Genomic DNA, 18522 nt, shown 5'->3' on the forward strand with positions numbered 1-18522 from the left:
GCCGCACCGTTGGCGAACGCCCGGCGCGCTGCGCCGGGCCGGGGATCCGCCCAGATGGCGAATCGACGATCAGCGTGCCGGCAGGTATTGCTGCGGGTCCACCGGCTTGCCGTTGTAGCGGGTGAGCCGAGGGCGTTTGCGGCCCATGGGCCGCGCCGTTGGCGAACGCCCGGCGCGCTGCGCCGGGCCGGGGATCCGCCCAGATGGCGAATCAACGATCAGCGTGCCGGCAGGTACTGCTGCGGGTCCACCGGCTTGCCGTTATAGCGGATCTCGAAGTGGACCATGTCGCGGTTCGCACCGGTGCGGCCCATCTCGGCGATCTGCTCACCGGCCTTCACGCTCTGTCCTTCATTCACCAGGCGCTTGCGGTTGTGGCCATAGGCCGACAGCCACTGGTCGCTGTGCTTGATGATGATCAGCTCGCCGTAGCCGACCAGGCCGGCGCCGGAGTACACCACCACACCGTTGGCGGTGGCCTTGACCGGCTGGCCGCTGGTACCGGCGATGTCCACGCCCTGCTTGGTCGCGTCACCGGCCACGTAGCGGCCGACGATCGCGCCATCGGCCGGCCAGCGCCAGGCGATGTTGCTCTTCACCGGACCCACCGGCGCCGGGGCCGGGGCCGATGTGGTACTGCCGCCGCTGCTGCCACCCGAGCGCGGCGGGGTGACCACCGTGGTCGGCGCGCGGCCGCCGCTGGCACCGGCCGGATACAGTCGGATCACCTGCCCCGGATGGATGGTCGAGGGGTTGTCCAGGCTGTTCCAGGCAATCAGGTCGGCCGGGGTGATGTCATGGATGCGGGCCAGCGCATAGATGGTATCGCCCTTGCGCACCACCACGGTCTGCCCGGGCTTGGGCACCGAGGTCTTCGGCGTGGTCACACCACCGCCGGTGCTGCCACCACCAGGACGAACCACGGTTGCGGTGCCGCAGGCGGCCAGGGTGGAAACCAGCAACGCCAGCGCGCCGATGCGCACTCCCTTGCTCAGACGATCAGGATTCATGCGAACTTCGACCTCCATACAAGCCAGGCGATCAGCACCACCACCAACGCGGTGGCGATCCAGCCCAGCGGTTCAATCCAGCGACGCAGTGCCGCTTCAGCACGCGCACCACCGATACGGATGACCGCAGCCAGCACGAACACGCGCTTGCCGCGACCGATCAGCATGCTCAACAGGTACTGCGGCATCGGCACGCCGACGATACCCGATGCCCACGTGAAGACCTTCATCGGGATGGGCATGAAGCCGCCCAGCACCAGGAAGGTGAACACCGCCCATGGCGACTCGGCCATCTTGGCCTGCACGGTGGTGATGCCCTGCTCGATGGCCGGCAGCATGCCCAGTGCTTCGAACAACGGCTTGATCGCTTCGAAGGCATAATGACCCAATGCATAGCCAATCAGCGCGCCGACCATCGAGCCAGCCAGGCTGAGGGTGGCGAACCACCAGCCGCGTTTCGGCTGGGCCACGCACATCGGCGCCAGCATCACTTCCGGCATCACCGGAAAGATGATCGCCTCGAAGAAGCTCAACACCGTCAGGTAGGTCGGCGCGCGTTCGTGCGCCGCCCACTTCATCGCCCGCTCGTACAGCGGCCCGAAAATCTTCATGCAACCCTGCTCCGTGGATTAGTCGAGCATGCCGGACAGCAGCGGCACGAAGGTGACCGGCGCCAGCACGCGTTGTTCGATGCTGCCGTCAGCCCTGCGGTCCAGCTGCACCAGCGACTGCCCACCCGGCCCGCCGACCGGCGCCACCAGGCGGCCGCCCTCGGCCAGCTGCTCGACCAGTTCATCGACCAGTGCAGGCGCCGCGGCGGTGACGACGATGGCATCGAACGGGCCGTGCTCGGCCCAGCCGGCGCGGCCATCATCATGCTTGGTGCGGATGTTCATGCCCAGCGCACGGAAGCGCTTGCGCGCCTGTCGCAGCAGGTCGCCGATGCGTTCGACGGTGTAGATCTCCAAGCCCAGCGCGCCGAGCACGGCGGCCTGGTAGCCGGAGCCGGTACCGACTTCCAGCACTTTCTTTGGCGAGACCTGCAGCACGGCTTCGGTCATGCGCGCCACCACCCACGGCTGCGAGATGGTCTGGCCGTGGCCGATCGGCAGGGCGGTGTCTTCGTAGGCGCGTGACGCCAGCGCTTCGTCGATGAACAGATGACGTGGCACCACCCGGATCGCATTCAAGGTCGACTCGTCGACGATGCCAGCCTCGCGCAGGCGATCGACCAGGCGGTCGCGCACACGCTGCGAGGTCATGCCGATGCCGACGGCTTCCGGTTGCAGGCGCAGGCGTGGGCTCATGCCGGCTGGTCCAGCGCCGCGCTGAGGCCGCCGACCCAGCTGGCCACTTTCTCCAGTGCCTGGTAGCGGGTCAGATCGACCTGGATCGGGGTAATCGAGATGTGGCCGGTGCGTACCGCGTGGAAATCGGTGCCGGGGCCGGAGTCCTGCTCACGACCGGCCGGGCCGATCCAGTACACCTCGTTGCCGCGCGGGTCCTTCTGCGCGATGCAGCCTTCTGCGCGATGGCGGTTGCCCAGGCGGGTGACCTCGAAGCCCTTGACCTCGCTCCACGGCAGGTCCGGCACGTTGACGTTGAGGATGGTGTCAGCCGGCAACGGATCGGCCTTGAGCCGGGCGACGATCTCCACCGCAGCGCGCGCGGCGGTCTCGAAGTGTTTCGGATCGTGGTTGCGGGTGACCAGCGAGACCGCCACCGCCGGCAGGCCGAGGAAGCGACCTTCCATCGCCGCCGAGACGGTGCCGGAATAGATCACGTCATCGCCGAGGTTGGCGGCGTTGTTGATGCCGGATACGACAATGTCGGGTTCGAACTCGAGCAGCCCGGTCAGTGCCAGGTGCACGCAGTCGGTCGGGGTACCAGCCACCGAGACGGTGTAATGGTCGATGCGCTTGAGGCGGATCGGCAGGTCCAGGGTCAGCGAATTGCTGGCGCCGGAGCGATCGCGGTCGGGCGCGACCACCGTGACTTCGTGACCGGCCTCACGCAGCACCGAAGCAAGCATCCGGATGCCTGCGGCGTCGACGCCATCGTCGTTACTGACCAGGATTCGCATCTTCGATTTAACCGCTTGATTTTCCAAGAATTCGATTCCATCACCGCGCAGTGTGGGCGGGACCGTCGTACTCCCCTGCGGAAGCCGTCGACCCTGCAAGGGCATCGTCTATTGTGCCGCATGCGAGCCGCCGGTCCTACCCTGCCGGCGGTCACGGCCGACATCGAACCGTCATAGGCAGACCTGCGCCAGCGGTTTACCCTGTGCGCATGTCGCACCCTGAAGACGAAGATCCGGCCGCATTGTTCCGTGCGGCCATCGGCGAAGTGACGCCGCTGCGCAAGGATGCCGAGCCGGCACCGGCTGCGCCCCGGCCGAAGCCGCGCGCGCGTATGGCCGAACGTGACGAGGCCGAAGCCGCCGGCGAGTTCGCACGGCTGCTGCGCGACAGCACGCCACTGGAAGCCGGCGACGTGGCCAGCTATCGCCGCGACAACCTGCCACCTCGCCTGTTCCAGCGCCTCAAGCGTGGCCAGTATTCGGTGCAGGACGAACTGGACCTGCATGGCGCCACCGCCGCGCAGGCCGAGACGCTGCTGCGCCAGTTCCTGCTGGAAGCGCATGCACACGAGTATGGCTGCGTGCGCATCATCCACGGCAAGGGATTGCAGTCCGACGGCGGTGCACCGGTACTGAAGAACCTGGTCGACCGCCTGCTGCGGCTGCGCAACGACGTACTGGCATTCCATTCGGCGCCGACCGGGCAAGGCGGCACCGGCGCGGTGCTGGTGCTGCTGGCGCGGCGCTGAAAAAAGGGGACGCCATGAGTCCAGGTAGAGTCGACTGACAGTCGACTCTACCGCGCGCCCTGCTCAGGCCTGCGAGGCGTCTTCGACCGGGCCGAGCTCGTGCAGCACGGCGGTGGCGTAGCAGCCCGGCGGCAGCGCGAACGATAACTCCAGCACGTCATCGCCCAGCCACTGGTGCTGCAACAACGCGGGGCGCAGGCGCAGCGCGCGGCGCTCCTGCTTCAGGCGCGCGTCTTCCAGGCCGGCCCGCAGTGCCTTCGATTCCTCGTCGTCGAGCGCGGCCAGCTCCAGCTCGCGTGCCACTTCGGTGCTGCGCAGCTCCCCTTCGCCCCACAGCGGTGCGCTGGGATGGATGTCGAACCGCGCGAGGCGCTCGGCCAGCACGTCGGTGTACGGCTCCGGGCCGAACACGCTGCGGCTGCCGTCCAGCATCCACACCTCGCCGTCCAGTGGCTGATCCCAGTTGCCCTGCTCCACGCGCGCAGCCAGCACGCGGTTGAACAGCGCCGATCGGGCGGCAGACAGCAGCAGTGAACGCTGGTCCTTGCGCATGCGGCGGCCACCGAACATCGCCAGTGCCGCCGGCACGTTGCCGCCGTCTCGGCCAAAGCGCTGCTCGCCAAACCAGTTCGGCAGGCCGCGCCCGGCAATCTGCTGCAGGCGCTCGCTGATCGCCGTGGCATCGCCCTGCACCTCGCGCAGCACCAGCTTGAAGCGGTTGCCGGCCAGTGCGCCACGCTGCAGCTTGCGGTTATGCCAGGTCGCTTCGAGCACTTCGATCTCGTCACTGGCCAGCTCGGCCAGGTCCGGCGCAATGCGCTTGGGCAGGTGCACGCTGAAACGCTGGGTGGTGACCGCGTGGCGGTCTTTCATGCCAGCGTAACTCACCGCCATTTCCGGCAGGCCCGCCCACTTGGCCAGCACCTTGGCCACATGCACGGTGTTGGCACCGCGCTTTCGGATGTGCAGCAACAGGTGCTCGCCTTCGCCGGTAGCCTCGAAGGCCGGCAGCTCGTCAACCTGGAAATCGTCTGGCGTGGTGCGGATGCGCGCCGTCAACAACGGCGCACCAAATGCCAACGGCAGCGGAATCATGCCGCCACCAGCAACACGACCGCCTGTGCGGCAATGCCTTCACCACGGCCGGTGAAGCCCAGCTTTTCCGAGGTCGTGGCCTTGACGCTGACCGCATCCAGCGGCAACTGCAGCAGGCCGCCGATGCGCTCACGCATCGCCAGCGCATGCGGGCCAACCTTCGGCCGCTCGCAGATCACGGTGATGTCGGTGTTGCCGACGCGCCAGCCGCGCTCGCGCAGCAGGCTGTCGCAATGACGCACGAAGTCGCTGCTGTCGGCGCCCTTCCAGCGGTCGTCACTGGGTGGGAAATGCTGGCCGATGTCGCCCAGCGCCAGCGCACCGAGCATCGCATCGCACAAGGCGTGCAGGATCACGTCGCCATCGCTGTGCGCAAGCACGCCACAGCTGTGTGGAACGTTCACGCCGCCAAGCATGATGTGATCGCCTTCGCCGAAGGCATGGACGTCGTAGCCCTGGCCGATGCGGACGGGCGGGAACGGTGCGGTGCTCATGGATGCAACCCTTGCAGCAGGGCCACGCGGACGGTCAGCCGGCGCGGCGGGAAAGTACGAATTCGAACCGGTCCAGATCGGCCGGGGTGGTGACCTTGAAGTTGTCCTCGCTGCCTTCTACCAGCAGCGGGCGCTGGCCCTGGCGCTCCATGGCCATCGCCTCGTCGGTGACTTCAACACCGGCGGCAGCGGCGTCGGACAGCGCGCGGCTGAGCTGGTGGCGGCGGAACAGCTGCGGGGTCAGTGCACGCCACAGGCGCTCACGCGGCTCGGTGCCATCGATGCCACCGTCGTCGCCTGCACGCTTGAGCGTGTCACGTACCGGTGCGGCCAGGATCGCCCCCACCGGGTCGGTACGACCGACTTCAAGCAGGCGGCCGAGATCGGCCGGCGACAGGTTCGGCCGCGCGGCATCGTGGACCAGTACGAACTCATCAGCGCGCACCGTCTCCGGCAGCGCCTGCAGGCCAGCCAGCACCGAAGCGGCACGGGTCGCGCCACCGATGCAGGTCAGCACCGGCTTGCCCGCCCACTCGTTCCAGCCGGGCCAGTCGGCGTCGTCCTGGCCGATCACCACCATCGCCCCGGCCACGGCCGGGTGCGCCAGCAGGGCGTCCAGGGTATGGGCAAGCAGGATCTGTCCCCCTGCCTGCAGGTATTGCTTGGGCAACGGCGCGCCGAAGCGGGTGCCACGGCCCGCAGCCGGAACCACGACCCAGATGGCCGCACTCATGGCACGTCCGCCGGGTGGTCGCCAACCTGCGCACTGACACCTGCCGCGGGCTGCGCCGGATGGACCGGCGCATCCTCGACCACACGATAGAACTTCTCGCCGGGCTTGATCATGCCCAGCTCGCTGCGTGCGCGCTCCTCGATGGCGGACTGGCCTTCCTTGAGGTCCTTCACTTCGGCAGCAAGCGCGTCGTTGCGCTGCTGCAGACCCTCATTGTCCCGCTCCTGGTTGGCGACCTGGGCTTCGAGCATCATCACTTCGCCCGAATTGCCCGGACCGAACCAGAAGCGGTACTGCAGCCAGCCCAGCAGCAGGGCCAGCACCAGCAGCATCCAGCGCCAGTCGCGCATCGGCTCAGCGCTTCAGCGAAACGAACGCGTCACGACCGGCGTAACGCGCGCCGGCGCCGAGGGCTTCCTCGATGCGCAGCAGCTGGTTGTACTTGGCCACGCGATCGCTGCGGCACAGCGAACCGGTCTTGATCTGGGTGGCGGTGGTGGCCACTGCGATGTCGGCGATGGTGGTGTCTTCGGTTTCGCCCGAACGGTGCGAGACCACCGCGGCATAACCGGCGCGGTCGGCCATGGCGATCGCTTCCAGGGTTTCGCTCAGGGTGCCGATCTGGTTGACCTTGATCAGGATCGCGTTGGCGGTGCCCGAGTCGATGCCTTCCTGGAAGATCTTCGGGTTGGTCACGAACAGGTCGTCACCGACCAGCTGCACCTTCTTGCCGATGCGGTCGGTCAGCAGCTTCCAGCCAGCCCAGTCGTTCTCGGCCAGGCCGTCTTCGATCGTGATGATCGGGTACTGCGCGGCCCAGTCGGCGAGGAAGTCGACGAACTGCTCGGAGGTCAGGCGCTTGTTCTCGCCGACCAGGTTGTACTTGCCGTTCTCGAAGAATTCGCTGGAGGCGACGTCCAGGCCCAGCAGCACGTCTTCACCGGCGGTGTAGCCGGCCTTGCCGATCGCTTCAAGGATGGTGTCCAGCGCTTCGACGTTGCTGCGGAAGTCCGGAGCAAAGCCGCCTTCGTCGCCGACCGCCGTGCTCAGGCCGTGGCCCTTCAGCACCGACTTCAGCGAATGGAAGATTTCGGTACCGGCACGCAGCGCTTCGGAGAACGAGGTGAAGCCGACCGGCAGCACCATGAATTCCTGGAAGTCGACGTTGTTGTCGGCGTGCGCGCCGCCGTTGATGATGTTCATCATCGGCACCGGCAGCGACGGGGTCACGCCGGTCCTGGCGGCCAGGTACTGCCACAGCGCCTGCTTGTTCGATGCGGCGGCGGCGTGCGCAGCGGCCATCGAAACACCCAGCAGCGCGTTGGCACCCAGGCGGCCCTTGTTCTCGGTGCCGTCAAGGTCGATCAGGCGACGGTCGAGGCCGGCCTGGTCGGTGGCCTCAAAGCCCTTCAGCGCGGCGGCAATCGTGGTGTTGACGTTGTCGACGGCCTTGCGCACGCCCTTGCCCAGGTAACGGGTCTTGTCGCCGTCACGCAGCTCGACCGCTTCCTTGGTGCCGGTCGAGGCGCCGGAGGGAACCGCGGCACGACCGAACGAACCGTCCTCCAGGATGACTTCGGCTTCCAGCGTGGGGTTGCCACGACTGTCGAGGATTTCACGGGCGTGGATGCTGCGGATCGTGCTCATGGTCGGACCGGTTACCTGTCTGGAGAGGGGGCGACAAAACGAATGCCGCGTGATTATCCCCGGCTGCCCGCCACTTGCCAAATGGCGTGGGCGGCTTCAGCCCCAGCTGGACCCGATCACGATCAGGACCATCGACACCAGCATCACCAGCAATGCACCAGCAAGCGCCGCCAGCATGGGGCCACGCCGCCGTCGCCAGGCCAGCACCATCGCCACCGGGCTGCCCAGGAAGGACAGCACCATCGTGACCAGTGCGCCCAGCAACCACCACTGCGTGGCCTGCACGCCGTTGTTCCCGTCCCCCGGCGGCCGGAAACCGGCGGTGAAGGCCAGTACGCCCACCACCAGGGCGATCCAGGTCAACACGGACAGCCCCAGGGCGATCAGGCCCCAGGGCCAGCCTCGCGCCGATGTGGTCGCATTCATCAAAGCACTCCGTAGAACAGGGCGCCGAGCCAGAGCGAGAGCAGGATGATCGCCAGGCCGGCGGCCACCTTGCCGCGATTCAGCCTCCAGGCCTGCACAGCAGCAGCGACGCATCCCACTGCACCGAGCAGCTCTGCCACCAGCAGCGCAATGAAGTACGCGCGCAGATCGAGTGCGCTGCTGCCATCACCCGGCGGCCGCACGGACGCGGCACCGATCAGCACCAGCCCGAACATGCCCACGGTGAACAGCACGGCCAGGCCCAGTGCGATCAGGCCCCACGGCCACTGTTTCCAGTGCCGGCGGCGGCGCTGGGTTTCCAGCGCCAGCCACGGGTCACGACTCACGCGAAGCGCGAGAAGCCGTGCTTCTTGGTCACTGCGTCGAGTTCCATCAAGGTCTCAAGCAGTGCTTCCATCTGGTCCAGCGGCCACGCATTGGGGCCATCGGACAGCGCCTTGGACGGATCCGGATGGGTCTCGGCGAACAGGCCGGAGATGCCCACCGCCACGGCGGCACGGGCCAGCACCGGCACGTGCTCGCGCTGGCCACCGGAACTGGTGCCCTGCCCGCCCGGCAGCTGCACCGAATGGGTGGCGTCGAACACCACCGGGCAACCGGTGTCGCGCATCACCGCCAGCGAACGCATGTCGCTGACCAGGTTGTTGTAGCCGAAGCTGGCACCACGTTCGCAGACCATGATCTGCTCGTTGCCGGTGGCCTTGGCCTTCTCCACGACCGGCTTCATGTCCCACGGCGCCAGGAACTGGCCCTTCTTGATGTTGACCGGCTTGCCGGCCGAGCACACCTTGCGGATGAAGTCGGTCTGGCGGACCAGGAACGCCGGGGTCTGCAGCACGTCCACCACCGAGGCCACTTCGTCCATCGGGGTGTATTCGTGGACGTCGGTCAGCACCGGCACGCCGATCTGCTTCCTGACCTCGGCCAGGACCTTCAGGCCCTCTTCCATGCCCGGGCCACGGAACGCGGTGCCCGAAGTACGGTTGGCCTTGTCGAAGCTGGACTTGAAGATGAAGTTGACGCCGAGCTTGTCGGTGACTTCCTTCAACTTGCCGGCGGTATCGAGCTGCAGCTGCATCGACTCGATCACGCAGGGGCCGGCGATCAGGAACAGGGGCTGGTCCAGCCCGACCTCGAATCCACACAGTTTCATGGCGTTTCCTTGTTGTCCGCAGCACCGGCCGGGCCGGTGCGCTGGGGGTTGAAGCATGCAGGATGGGGGCCGAAGCCCCCATTCACAAGTCAGGCGCGCGCTTCGGAAAGCAGCTTGCCGCCGGCCTTGCGCTCGCGTGCGGCGCGGATGAAACCGATGAACAGCGGATGGCCGTCACGCGGCGTGGACAGGAATTCCGGGTGCGCCTGGCAGGCCAGGAACCACGGGTGCGCGTCGCGCGGCAGTTCGACCACTTCCACCAGGGTGTCGTCCATCGACTTGCCGGCGATCACCAGGCCGGCATCTTCCAGCTGGGTGCGGTAACGGTTGTTGAACTCGTAACGGTGGCGGTGACGCTCGGCGACGACGTCCTTGCCATACAGCTCGCGGGCCAGCGTGCCCGGCTTCAGGCGCTGTTCCTGCAGGCCCAGGCGCATGGTGCCGCCGAGGTCGCTCTTGTCGTCGCGCTTTTCCACGTCACCGGTCGCGGTGCGCCATTCGGTGATCAGGCCGATCACCGGGTTCGGCGACTGGCGGTCGTTCTCGGTGCTGTTGGCACCTTCCAGGCCGACCACGTTGCGCGCGTAGTCGACCACGGCCGCCTGCATGCCGTAGCAGATGCCGAAGTACGGCACCTGCTGCTCGCGGGCGAACTTCGAGGTCAGCACCTTGCCTTCGAAACCACGGTCACCGAAACCACCCGGCACCAGGATGCCGTCGACATCGGCCAGTGCGGCCATGTCGGTGCCTTCCAGGTCCTGTGCTTCCAGCCACTTCAGGTTGACCTTGGTGCGCTGGCGCAGGCCACCGTGCTTGAGGGCTTCGCCGACCGACTTGTAGGCATCCTGGTGATCGACGTACTTGCCAACCACGGCGATGGTCACTTCGTCCAGTGGATGCAGGGTCGCGTCGACCGCGTCTTCCCACATCGACAGGTCGACCGGGCCGGCCTTGTCGGCCAGCTTCAGCTGGTTGACCACGATCTCGTCCAGGCCCTGCGCGTGCAGGCCCGACGGAATGCGGTACAGCACGTCCACGTCCGGCACGCTGATCACCGCGCGCTCGGAGACGTTGGTGAACTGGGCGATCTTGCGGCGCTCCGAATCCGGCACCGCCTGCTCGGAACGGCACAGCAGCACGTCCGGCTGGATGCCGATCGAGCGCAGCTCCTTCACCGAATGCTGGGTCGGCTTGGTCTTCAGCTCGCCGGCGGCGCCGATGTACGGCACCAGGGTAAGGTGCATGAACAGCGCCTTCTCCGGGCCACGCTCGGTGCGCACCTGGCGGATCGCTTCCAGGAACGGCAGCGACTCGATGTCGCCGACAGTACCGCCGATCTCGACCAGCGCCACGTCGTAGCCTTCGGTGGCTTCATCGATGCAGCGGCGGATCTCGTCGGTGATGTGCGGGATGACCTGCACCGTCGCGCCCAGGTAGTCGCCACGGCGCTCCTTGCGGATCACGTTCTCGTAGATGCGGCCGGTGGTGACCGAGTTCTTGCGGCTCAGGCGGGTGCGCACGAAGCGCTCGTAGTGGCCCAGGTCGAGGTCGGTCTCGGCGCCGTCGTCGGTGACGTAGACCTCACCGTGCTGGAACGGGCTCATGGTGCCCGGGTCGACGTTGATGTACGGGTCGAGCTTCATCATCGTGACCTTCAGGCCACGGGCTTCGAGAATGGCGGCCAGTGACGCAGCGGCAATGCCTTTGCCGAGCGAGGACACCACGCCGCCGGTTACGAAAATCAAGGGAGTCATGGCTGCAAGCATCCTGTCTGGAAATGGAAAACGGCAGCACCACGCGCACCCGGAGGGCGGGCATGGAGCTTGAAGGGGGTTTTCCGGTTCGCTGGGGCAGCGAGGGAGGTGCTGGGCCGTGCGGCGGCAGGCGCCGGACGGGGACCACCCTGCGAGGTCGGGGCGGCCGTGCCGGTCAAATCGACCGTCACCTGCGACCCGCATTGCTGGCGACCACGCATGGCCGTGCCAGCCCATTCGCAAAGGGTGGACACGCACTTACTCCCGGAAAGCCATAGTTTACAGATTGATGGCCGCCAACCCAAGGGGCAGTTGCGGCCATCACCCAAAAGAAACGCCCCGCTGGGCGGGGCGTCGGGGGGCGAATCCCTTGCGGCAAGGGCTTCGGAGGGCGGAAGAATTACTTCTTCTTCCGCGCCTCTTCTTCCTCTTCCTGCTGCGGGGCCGGCTGGCCCTGCGCCTTCATTTCGGCATTGGCCTGGGCGCGGCGCTTGGCCTTGGCATCGGCTTCGGCCTGCGCCTTGTCGGCCTGGCCACCCTGCTGCGGGGCCGGCTGGCCGGCGTTCTGCGCCACCACCAGCGGCACTGCAACGGCGGCAGCGGCCAGGATCGCAATGGTCAGCAACTTCTTCATGAGGTCCTCCTCGCGGTATGGCTTGGATGTTTCGACCCAACGGGGGTCGCCGGCATTCAGATTCCAGCGGCTGCCATTTTACCCCCTCTGCGTCGCCGAGACTGAACCGCAGGCGTGCAAAATCCCGTGCCAGACCCCACACTTGCCCGTCGCTCCAAGCTTTCGAAGACAGATGAACGCCCGCTATAACGCCGCCGATATTGAAGTCCTGTCCGGCCTTGACCCGGTCAAGCGCCGTCCCGGCATGTATACCGACACCGCGCGCCCGAACCACCTGGCGCAGGAAGTGATCGACAACTCGGTGGACGAGGCCCTCGCCGGCCACGCCCGCTCGATCGAGATCACCCTGTACAAGGACGGCAGCGTGGAGGTCAGCGATGACGGCCGCGGCATGCCGGTGGACATCCACCCGGAAGAGAAGATCCCGGGTGTCGAGCTGATCCTCACCCGCCTGCATGCGGGCGGCAAGTTCAGCAACAACAACTACACCTTCTCCGGCGGTCTGCACGGCGTCGGCGTCAGCGTGGTCAATGCGCTGTCGACCCTGGTGGAAGTGCACATCAAGCGCGAAGGTGCCGAGCACCGCATCACCTTCCGCAACGGCGACCGCGCCACGCCGCTGGAAGTGGTCGGCAGCGTCGGCAAGAAGAACACCGGCACCCGCGTGCGCTTCTGGCCTGACCCGAAATACTTCGACACGCCCAAGTTCGCGGTGCGCGCGCTGAAGCACCTGCTGCGCGCCAAGGCCGTGCTGTGCCCGGGGCTGACGGTCAAGCTGACCGATGAGGCCACCGGTGAAGTCGACACCTGGTACTACGAAGACGGCCTGCGCGATTACCTGAAGCTGGAACTGGGCGAACGCGAATCGCTGCCGGCCGACCTGTTCGTCGGCAACCTGAAGAAGGACACCGAGGTGGTGGACTGGGCCGTGGCCTGGCTGCCGGAAGGCGAGCTGGTGCAGGAAAGCTACGTCAACCTGATTCCCACCGCCCAGCACGGCACCCACGTCAACGGCCTGCGTACCGGCCTGACCGAGGCGCTGCGCGAGTTCTGCGACTTCCGCAACCTGCTGCCGCGCGGCGTCAAGCTGGCCCCGGAAGACGTGTGGGACCGCGTGTCGTTCGTGCTGTCGCTGAAGATGACCGACCCGCAGTTCAGTGGCCAGACCAAGGAACGCCTGTCCTCGCGCCAGGCCGCCGGCTTCGTTGAAGGCGCCGCCCACGATGCCTTCAGCCTGCTGTTGAACCAGAACGTCGAGCTGGGCGAGAAAATCGCGCAGATCGCCATCGAGCGCGCCAGCGCACGCCTGAAGACCGAGAAGCTGGTCGTCCGCAAGAAGGTCACCCAGGGCCCGGCCCTGCCCGGCAAGCTGGCCGACTGCATCAGCCAGGACCTGTCGCGTACCGAGCTGTTCCTGGTGGAAGGCGACTCGGCAGGGGGCAGCGCCAAGCAGGCCCGCGACAAGGACTTCCAGGCCATCATGCCGTTGCGCGGCAAGATCCTGAACACCTGGGAAGTCTCGTCCAACAGCGTGCTGGCCTCGGAGGAAGTACACAACCTGGCCATCGCCATCGGCTGCGACCCCGGCAAGGACGACATCAGCGGCCTGCGTTACGGCAAGGTCATCATCCTGGCCGACGCGGACTCCGACGGCCTGCACATCGCAACCCTGCTGACCGCACTGTTCCTGAAGCACTTCCCGGCGCTGGTCGATGCCGGCCACGTGTTCGTGGCGATGCCGCCGCTGTTCCGCATCGACGTGGGCAAGCAGGTGTTCTACGCCCTGGACGAGGAAGAAAAGCGCTCGATGCTGGACAAGATCGAACGCGAGAAGATCAAGGGCGCGATCAACGTCACCCGCTTCAAGGGCCTGGGCGAGATGAATCCACCGCAGCTGCGCGAATCGACCATCCACCCGGATACGCGCCGCCTGGTGCAGCTGACCGTGGACGATCGCGAGCAGACGAGCTCGCTGATGGACATGCTGCTGGCCAAGAAGCGCGCTTCCGACCGCAAGGGCTGGCTGGAATCGAAGGGCGATCTGGCTTCGCTGGAGGTCTGATCCCGGCACGGGGTCGGATCCCTTTGCCTGGCAAAGGGCTCTGACCCGGCTGCCCGGTAGTGCCGGCCGCTGGCCGGCAACCTCGACTGCCGGCCAGCGCCCGGCACTACCGGCTCATGCGCCCTTGGCATTACGCCGCCATCGGCAAACCCGGCGGCGGCATAATGCGCGTCCACCCGTGTGGACCATCGTATTGGCCAGCCACTCGCTGCTGTTCCCCGCCCTGCCGCTGCACAGCGCGCGGTTGGTGTTGAGCCCGATCCGCCGTGACGACGCGGCCGCGCTGTTCGCGCTGCAATCCAATCCGGACGTGATGCGCTGGTGGAACCATCCGGCCTGGACACGACCTGCCGAAGCCCGCGAACAGATCGACGACGACCTTGCCGCGCACGCGATCGGCACCCAGTTGAAGCTGGCCCTGCGCGAATCACCCAACGGCCCACTGCTGGGCGTCTGCGTCGCATTCGCCATTGATCGTGAGGCCATGCGGGCCGAGATCGGCTATCTGCTGGCGCCCGACCGCCAGGGCCAGGGCTACATGCATGAGGCCCTGCAGCAGATGCTGGGCTATCTGTTCCACACCCTGCACCTGCACCGCATCGAAGCCGAGATCGATCCACGCAACGTACCCTCGGCACATGTGCTTGACCGCCTCGGCTTCCACCGCGAGGGGGTGCTGCGCCAGCGCTGGCGCATTCAGGGCGAGCTTTCGGACTCGGCCGTCTATGGCCTGCTGGCCAACGACGAAGCGGCAGCCGCCCTGCCCGTTTGATCCAATCTGGCCGCAAGCCGCTGCAGAACGTGGCCATGCCTTTGGACACATACGGCGTGGTGCTCCACCGGCCTAGCATCGGAACCCCCTTCCGCTGCCGATCCGGTGCCATGAAGTCCCTGCTGCACACTGCCGCGCTCTGCGTCGGCCTGCTCATCGCCCCCACCAGCGTGCTGGCCGCGCCCGCCGCTGACACCAAGCCCGATTCGAAAGACGACAGGACCGACGCGCCTGCGCTGCCCGCCGATGCGTCGGCGCGCCAGAGCATGCGCCTGGCCGGCCGCACCCTGGACTACACCGCCACCGTCGGCACCCTGCCGGTGCGCGATGAGAAGGGCAAGGTCATCGCCGATGTGGTGTTCACTGCGTACACGATGCCGGGCAAGGACCGGCCGGTGACGTTCGCGCTCAATGGCGGGCCCGGTGCCTCGTCGGTGTACCTCAACATGGGCGCGATCGGGCCCAAGGTGGTCACCTTCGGTTCGGAAGGCGACAGCGCCTCGGCGCCCGCCACCCTGCATGACAACCCGGGCACCTGGCTGGATTTCACCGACCTGGTATTCATCGACCCGGTCGGCACTGGTTTCAGCCGCGCGCGCATCGGCGATGACGAGGCGAAGAAGCAGCTGTACAACCCCGGCGCCGACATCGAGTACCTGTCGCGCTCGATCTACGACTGGCTGCTGCGCAACCAGCGCATGGCGTCACGCAAGTACCTGACCGGCGAGAGCTACGGCGGCTATCGCGGCCCGCGCATCACCCATTTCCTGCAGACCCGGCTGGGCGTGGCGATGAACGGCCTGGTACTGGTCTCGCCGTACCTGAGCCCGACGCTGGAAGACAACGCCGACGTCTCGCCGATGGCATGGATGCAGACGCTGCCGTCAATCGCCGCGGCGCACCTGGAGCGCCAGGGCAGGCTCACCGACGCGGCAATGCGCGAGGTGGTGGAGTACACCCGTGGCGATTACGCCACCGCGTTGATGAAGGGCCGCAGCGATCCGCAGGCGACCGAGGCGATGCTGCGCCGGGTGACCGAGCTGACCGGGCTTGACCCGCAGTTCGTGCGCCGTGCCGGTGGCCGTCTTGAAACCCAGGCCTACCTGCGCGAAGTATTCCGCGACAAGGGCACGCTGGGCAGCCGCTACGACTCCAATGTGACCGCGTTCGATCCATTCCCGAATGACCCGGAGCAGCGCGCCAATGATCCGCTGCTGGACAGCATCATCGCGCCGACCACCACGGCGATGGTCGACTTCGTGACGCGCGTGGTTGGCTGGAAGGTGGATGCACGCTACCAGGCGCTGAACTACGACGTGAACCGGTTGTGGGACCGCAACGGCGAGCTGCGCCAGGGTGCGGTGACCCAGCTGCGCCAGGCGGTGGCGATCGATCCGCATCTGCAGGTGCTGATCGTGCATGGCTGGAACGACCTGTCGTGCCCGTTCATGGGTTCGATCCTGACGGTGGACCAGATGCCGGCGATGGGCAGCAACCCGGACCGGGTGCAGGTGCGGAGCTATCCGGGCGGGCACATGTTCTACAGCCGGACGGACAGCCAGGCGGCGTTCCGCAAGGATGTGCAGGCGCTGTTCCAGCGCAATTGAGGGGTTCGGCCGGGCCTGCGGCCCGGCACCCGCCGGATCAACGGCAACGGCAACGGCAACGGCAAAAGCAGGGTTTCCGTGGGCTGGCGAGGTGGGGTGGGGTTGCAGGACACGCCGTAAACCCGTCCCTGGGGGCTCGATGGCGCCATCCATGGCGCCAACGGTCCTGCAACCCCACCCCACCCCGCCGCTGACAGGTTCCTGCTGCTGTTGGTGGGTGCCGACCGTTGGTCGGCACGGGATCGGATCCCTGTTTCTGCTCTGGTAGGTGTCGACCTTGGTCGACACGATGTGTCCGGAAGAATTCTCTGCCCATGAAAAAAGCCCGCCGGATACCGGCGGGCTTTTTCGTTTGCAACCTTGGCGTGGCGATCAGGTCCAGCCGAACAGCTCGAACAGCTTCAGGATCAGGTACGCACAGCCGCCGGCTGCCGGGATGGTCAGGATCCAGGCCCAGACGATGCGTTCGATCACGCCGAACTTCAGCGAGCGCGGGTTCTTGGCGAAGCCGACGCCCATGATCGCGGTGGAGATGCTGTGCGTGGTCGAGACCGGCATGCCGAAGTGGGCGGCCAGGGTCAGGATGGTGGCCGAGCTGGTCTCCGCGGCGAAGCCGTGGATCGGGTGCAGCTTGACCATCTTGTGGCCCAGGGTCTTGATGATCTTCCAGCCGCCCGAAGCGGTACCGGCGGCCATCACAACCGCACAGGTCAGCACGATCCACATCGCGATGCCGTCACCGGCGTGGGCGTCCGGGTGCATGAAGGCCAGCCAGGACGGCAGGTCATCCAGTGCGCCGGTGGCCTCGGCACCGATCAGGGTCATGGCGATGATGCCCATGGTCTTCTGCGCATCGTTGTGGCCGTGGGCGAAGCCCATGTAGGCCGCCGAGGCGATCTGGGCCTTGCCGAAGAATGCATTGACGATGCGTGGGCGGGCCAAGCGACCAATGGCGCCACCGATCCTGGCCAGGCCGGCGATCAGGCCCCACAGCAGCACCATCACCACGATGCCGAGCAGGAAACCGGCGATCGGCGAGGTGATCATCGGCACGAACACCTTCCACAGCAGGCCCTTGTTCTGCGCCCAGCTGCCCAGGCGCTCGGACCAGATCAGCGCGTCCCAGTTGTTGTGGGCGGCCGCCAGGCCGGCGCCGCAGAGGCCACCGATCAGCGCATGCGAGGACGAGGACGGCAGGCCCTTCCACCAGGTGATCAGGTTCCAGATGATGCCGCCCAGCAGCGCGCACAGGATCACCTGCGGGGTGACCTCGACCACGTTGGTGTTGAGCAGGCCCGAAGCGATGGTCAGCGCCACCGCGGTGCCGGTCAGCGCACCGATGAGGTTCATGAAGGCGGCCAGCATCACCGCCCAGCCGGGCGAGAGCACCTTGGTCGCGACCACGGTGGCAATGGAATTGGCGGTGTCGTGGAAGCCGTTGATGAACTCGAAGACGAGTGCGGCCAGGATCACCACCAGGACAAGGGTCAACATGCGGCGGCGTCCGTCAGCTGTTCTTCAACACGATCTGGTACGCAACCACGCCTGCCTCGCGGCAACGGTCGATGGCCTTTTCCAGGATCTCGAAGAATTCCTTCAGCAGGAACATCTGCAGGTTGTCCAGGCGGCCGGAATAGATGTCGCGGTACAGCTCGAGCATCAGGCGGTCGGCCTCGTTTTCCAGCGAGCGCAGCTTCTCGTTCAGCGCGGTCATCCGGTCCAGGTTCATGTGGCGCAGGTCGGCCACCATCTCCACCACCACGCCGGCGGCCTGTTCCAGCATCGCCGCGCGCGGCGCGAAGTCGATGTGCTCCAGGTGGGTCGTGGCCAGCGAATAGCGATCGGCGAACTTCTCGATCTGCTTGGGAATCTTGTACAGGGCCGAGCCCAGCGCTTCGATGTCTTCGCGCTCGATCGGGGTCATGAAGCTGTCCACCAGCGCCTGGCTGATCTTGTCCGAGGCCGCGCGCTCGCGCAGGCGGGCCAGCTTGAAGGCGTCCAGCGCGGGCTGGCGGTCGGCCTCGCGCAGCATGGAATGCAGCGCCTTGGCGGCGTCGGAGGCCGCGACGGCGGCCTCATCGAGCAGGGTGTAGAACTGTTTGCCGGAACCGAAAATGGTCTGCAGAGAGAACATTGAGAAACCTGTCAGCCGTCGCGGGAAGGACGGCACCAGACGGAATTATGACGGCTAGATGACCATCACGGGTATCCCCGCCCCCTTTCCGGGGCTCGGAACCCTGAACCTGAACAGGCGGTTGCCACCCTGCCATGCCCCTTTGCTA

General features: G+C 66.7%; 20 protein-coding genes. 4 read left to right on the forward strand and 16 right to left on the reverse strand.

From position 1 onward, the window contains the following. Nucleotides 1–218: 218 nt before the first annotated feature. The 4 genes from AC5P5R_RS19525 to surE are packed head-to-tail and all read right to left on the reverse strand — an operon-like array spanning nt 219 to nt 3093. Entirely contained in the window at nt 219–1010 is a 792-nt protein-coding gene (locus AC5P5R_RS19525; protein ID WP_005409011.1) for a peptidoglycan DD-metalloendopeptidase family protein, read from the reverse strand. Continuing rightward, entirely contained in the window at nt 1007–1621 is a 615-nt protein-coding gene (locus AC5P5R_RS19530) for a YqaA family protein (RefSeq protein WP_005409010.1), read from the reverse strand. Before AC5P5R_RS19530 ends, AC5P5R_RS19525 begins: the two co-directional genes overlap by 4 nt. An 18-nt stretch (nt 1622–1639) precedes the next feature. Continuing rightward, entirely contained in the window at nt 1640–2317 is a 678-nt protein-coding gene (locus tag AC5P5R_RS19535; protein ID WP_099474119.1) for a protein-L-isoaspartate(D-aspartate) O-methyltransferase, read from the reverse strand. After that, on the reverse strand, nt 2314–3093 hold the full coding sequence (gene surE / locus AC5P5R_RS19540) for a 5'/3'-nucleotidase SurE (protein WP_010485979.1): 780 nt from the start codon (nt 3091–3093) through the stop codon (nt 2314–2316). Before surE ends, AC5P5R_RS19535 begins: the two co-directional genes overlap by 4 nt. A gap of 209 nt (nt 3094–3302) precedes the next feature. On the opposite strand from surE, the gene AC5P5R_RS19545 reads away from it, so the two are divergent. Then, nucleotides 3303–3842: a Smr/MutS family protein gene (locus AC5P5R_RS19545; protein ID WP_005409007.1), complete on the forward strand. Its 540-nt coding sequence runs from the start codon at nt 3303–3305 to the stop codon at nt 3840–3842. A 63-nt stretch (nt 3843–3905) separates the two neighbouring features. Here the strand turns inward: AC5P5R_RS19545 and truD are convergent, their stop codons facing one another. The 10 genes from truD to AC5P5R_RS19595 form a co-directional block, all read right to left on the reverse strand. Then, a complete protein-coding gene (gene truD, locus AC5P5R_RS19550) occupies nt 3906–4937 on the reverse strand; it encodes a tRNA pseudouridine(13) synthase TruD (RefSeq protein ID WP_100438068.1) in 1032 nt (343 codons plus the stop codon). After that, the gene (gene ispF / locus AC5P5R_RS19555) at nt 4934–5431 is read right to left on the reverse strand and encodes a 2-C-methyl-D-erythritol 2,4-cyclodiphosphate synthase (RefSeq protein WP_005409005.1); all 498 of its coding nucleotides are present in this window, start codon (nt 5429–5431) and stop codon (nt 4934–4936) included. The genes truD and ispF overlap by 4 nt, the downstream gene beginning before the upstream one ends. Before the next feature lie 34 nt (nt 5432–5465). Further along, nucleotides 5466–6164 (reverse strand): 2-C-methyl-D-erythritol 4-phosphate cytidylyltransferase, encoded by a 699-nt coding sequence (gene ispD, locus AC5P5R_RS19560; RefSeq protein WP_005409004.1) that lies wholly within the window; start codon nt 6162–6164, stop codon nt 5466–5468. Beyond that, complete coding sequence (gene ftsB / locus AC5P5R_RS19565) at nt 6161–6514, reverse strand: cell division protein FtsB (protein WP_005412924.1); 354 nt, start codon at nt 6512–6514, stop codon at nt 6161–6163. Before ftsB ends, ispD begins: the two co-directional genes overlap by 4 nt. A gap of 4 nt (nt 6515–6518) precedes the next feature. Then, nucleotides 6519–7811: a phosphopyruvate hydratase gene (gene eno / locus AC5P5R_RS19570; RefSeq protein WP_005409002.1), complete on the reverse strand. Its 1293-nt coding sequence runs from the start codon at nt 7809–7811 to the stop codon at nt 6519–6521. Between the two features lie 96 nt (nt 7812–7907). Next, the gene (locus AC5P5R_RS19575) at nt 7908–8237 is read right to left on the reverse strand and encodes a hypothetical protein (RefSeq protein WP_100438067.1); all 330 of its coding nucleotides are present in this window, start codon (nt 8235–8237) and stop codon (nt 7908–7910) included. Further along, the gene (locus AC5P5R_RS19580; protein WP_005412922.1) at nt 8237–8584 is read right to left on the reverse strand and encodes a hypothetical protein; all 348 of its coding nucleotides are present in this window, start codon (nt 8582–8584) and stop codon (nt 8237–8239) included. Before AC5P5R_RS19580 ends, AC5P5R_RS19575 begins: the two co-directional genes overlap by 1 nt. Next, entirely contained in the window at nt 8581–9411 is an 831-nt protein-coding gene (gene kdsA / locus AC5P5R_RS19585; protein ID WP_005408999.1) for a 3-deoxy-8-phosphooctulonate synthase, read from the reverse strand. The genes AC5P5R_RS19580 and kdsA overlap by 4 nt, the downstream gene beginning before the upstream one ends. 89 nt (nt 9412–9500) lie before the next feature. Continuing rightward, nucleotides 9501–11165 carry a CTP synthase gene (gene pyrG / locus AC5P5R_RS19590; protein WP_005408998.1) on the reverse strand — a complete coding sequence of 555 codons (1665 nt, stop codon included), beginning with the start codon at nt 11163–11165 and terminating at the stop codon, nt 9501–9503. Between the two features lie 400 nt (nt 11166–11565). Next, on the reverse strand, nt 11566–11799 hold the full coding sequence (locus AC5P5R_RS19595) for a hypothetical protein (protein WP_005408997.1): 234 nt from the start codon (nt 11797–11799) through the stop codon (nt 11566–11568). A 172-nt stretch (nt 11800–11971) separates the two neighbouring features. On the opposite strand from AC5P5R_RS19595, the gene parE reads away from it, so the two are divergent. From parE to AC5P5R_RS19610, 3 genes are all read left to right on the forward strand, one after another. After that, entirely contained in the window at nt 11972–13861 is a 1890-nt protein-coding gene (gene parE / locus AC5P5R_RS19600) for a DNA topoisomerase IV subunit B (RefSeq protein ID WP_005408996.1), read from the forward strand. Nucleotides 13862–14054: 193 nt separating this feature from the next. Then, complete coding sequence (locus AC5P5R_RS19605) at nt 14055–14633, forward strand: GNAT family N-acetyltransferase (RefSeq protein ID WP_024956351.1); 579 nt, start codon at nt 14055–14057, stop codon at nt 14631–14633. 110 nt (nt 14634–14743) lie between these two features. Further along, entirely contained in the window at nt 14744–16240 is a 1497-nt protein-coding gene (locus AC5P5R_RS19610) for a S10 family peptidase (RefSeq protein ID WP_059033941.1), read from the forward strand. Between the two features lie 372 nt (nt 16241–16612). Here the strand turns inward: AC5P5R_RS19610 and AC5P5R_RS19615 are convergent, their stop codons facing one another. Next, complete coding sequence (locus AC5P5R_RS19615) at nt 16613–17734, reverse strand: inorganic phosphate transporter (protein WP_005408993.1); 1122 nt, start codon at nt 17732–17734, stop codon at nt 16613–16615. 13 nt (nt 17735–17747) lie between these two features. After that, complete coding sequence (locus AC5P5R_RS19620) at nt 17748–18374, reverse strand: DUF47 domain-containing protein (RefSeq protein WP_004152833.1); 627 nt, start codon at nt 18372–18374, stop codon at nt 17748–17750. Nucleotides 18375–18522: the final 148 nt, after the last annotated feature.

It is taken from the genome of Stenotrophomonas sp. YJH_SMC_19 (assembly GCF_059367915.1).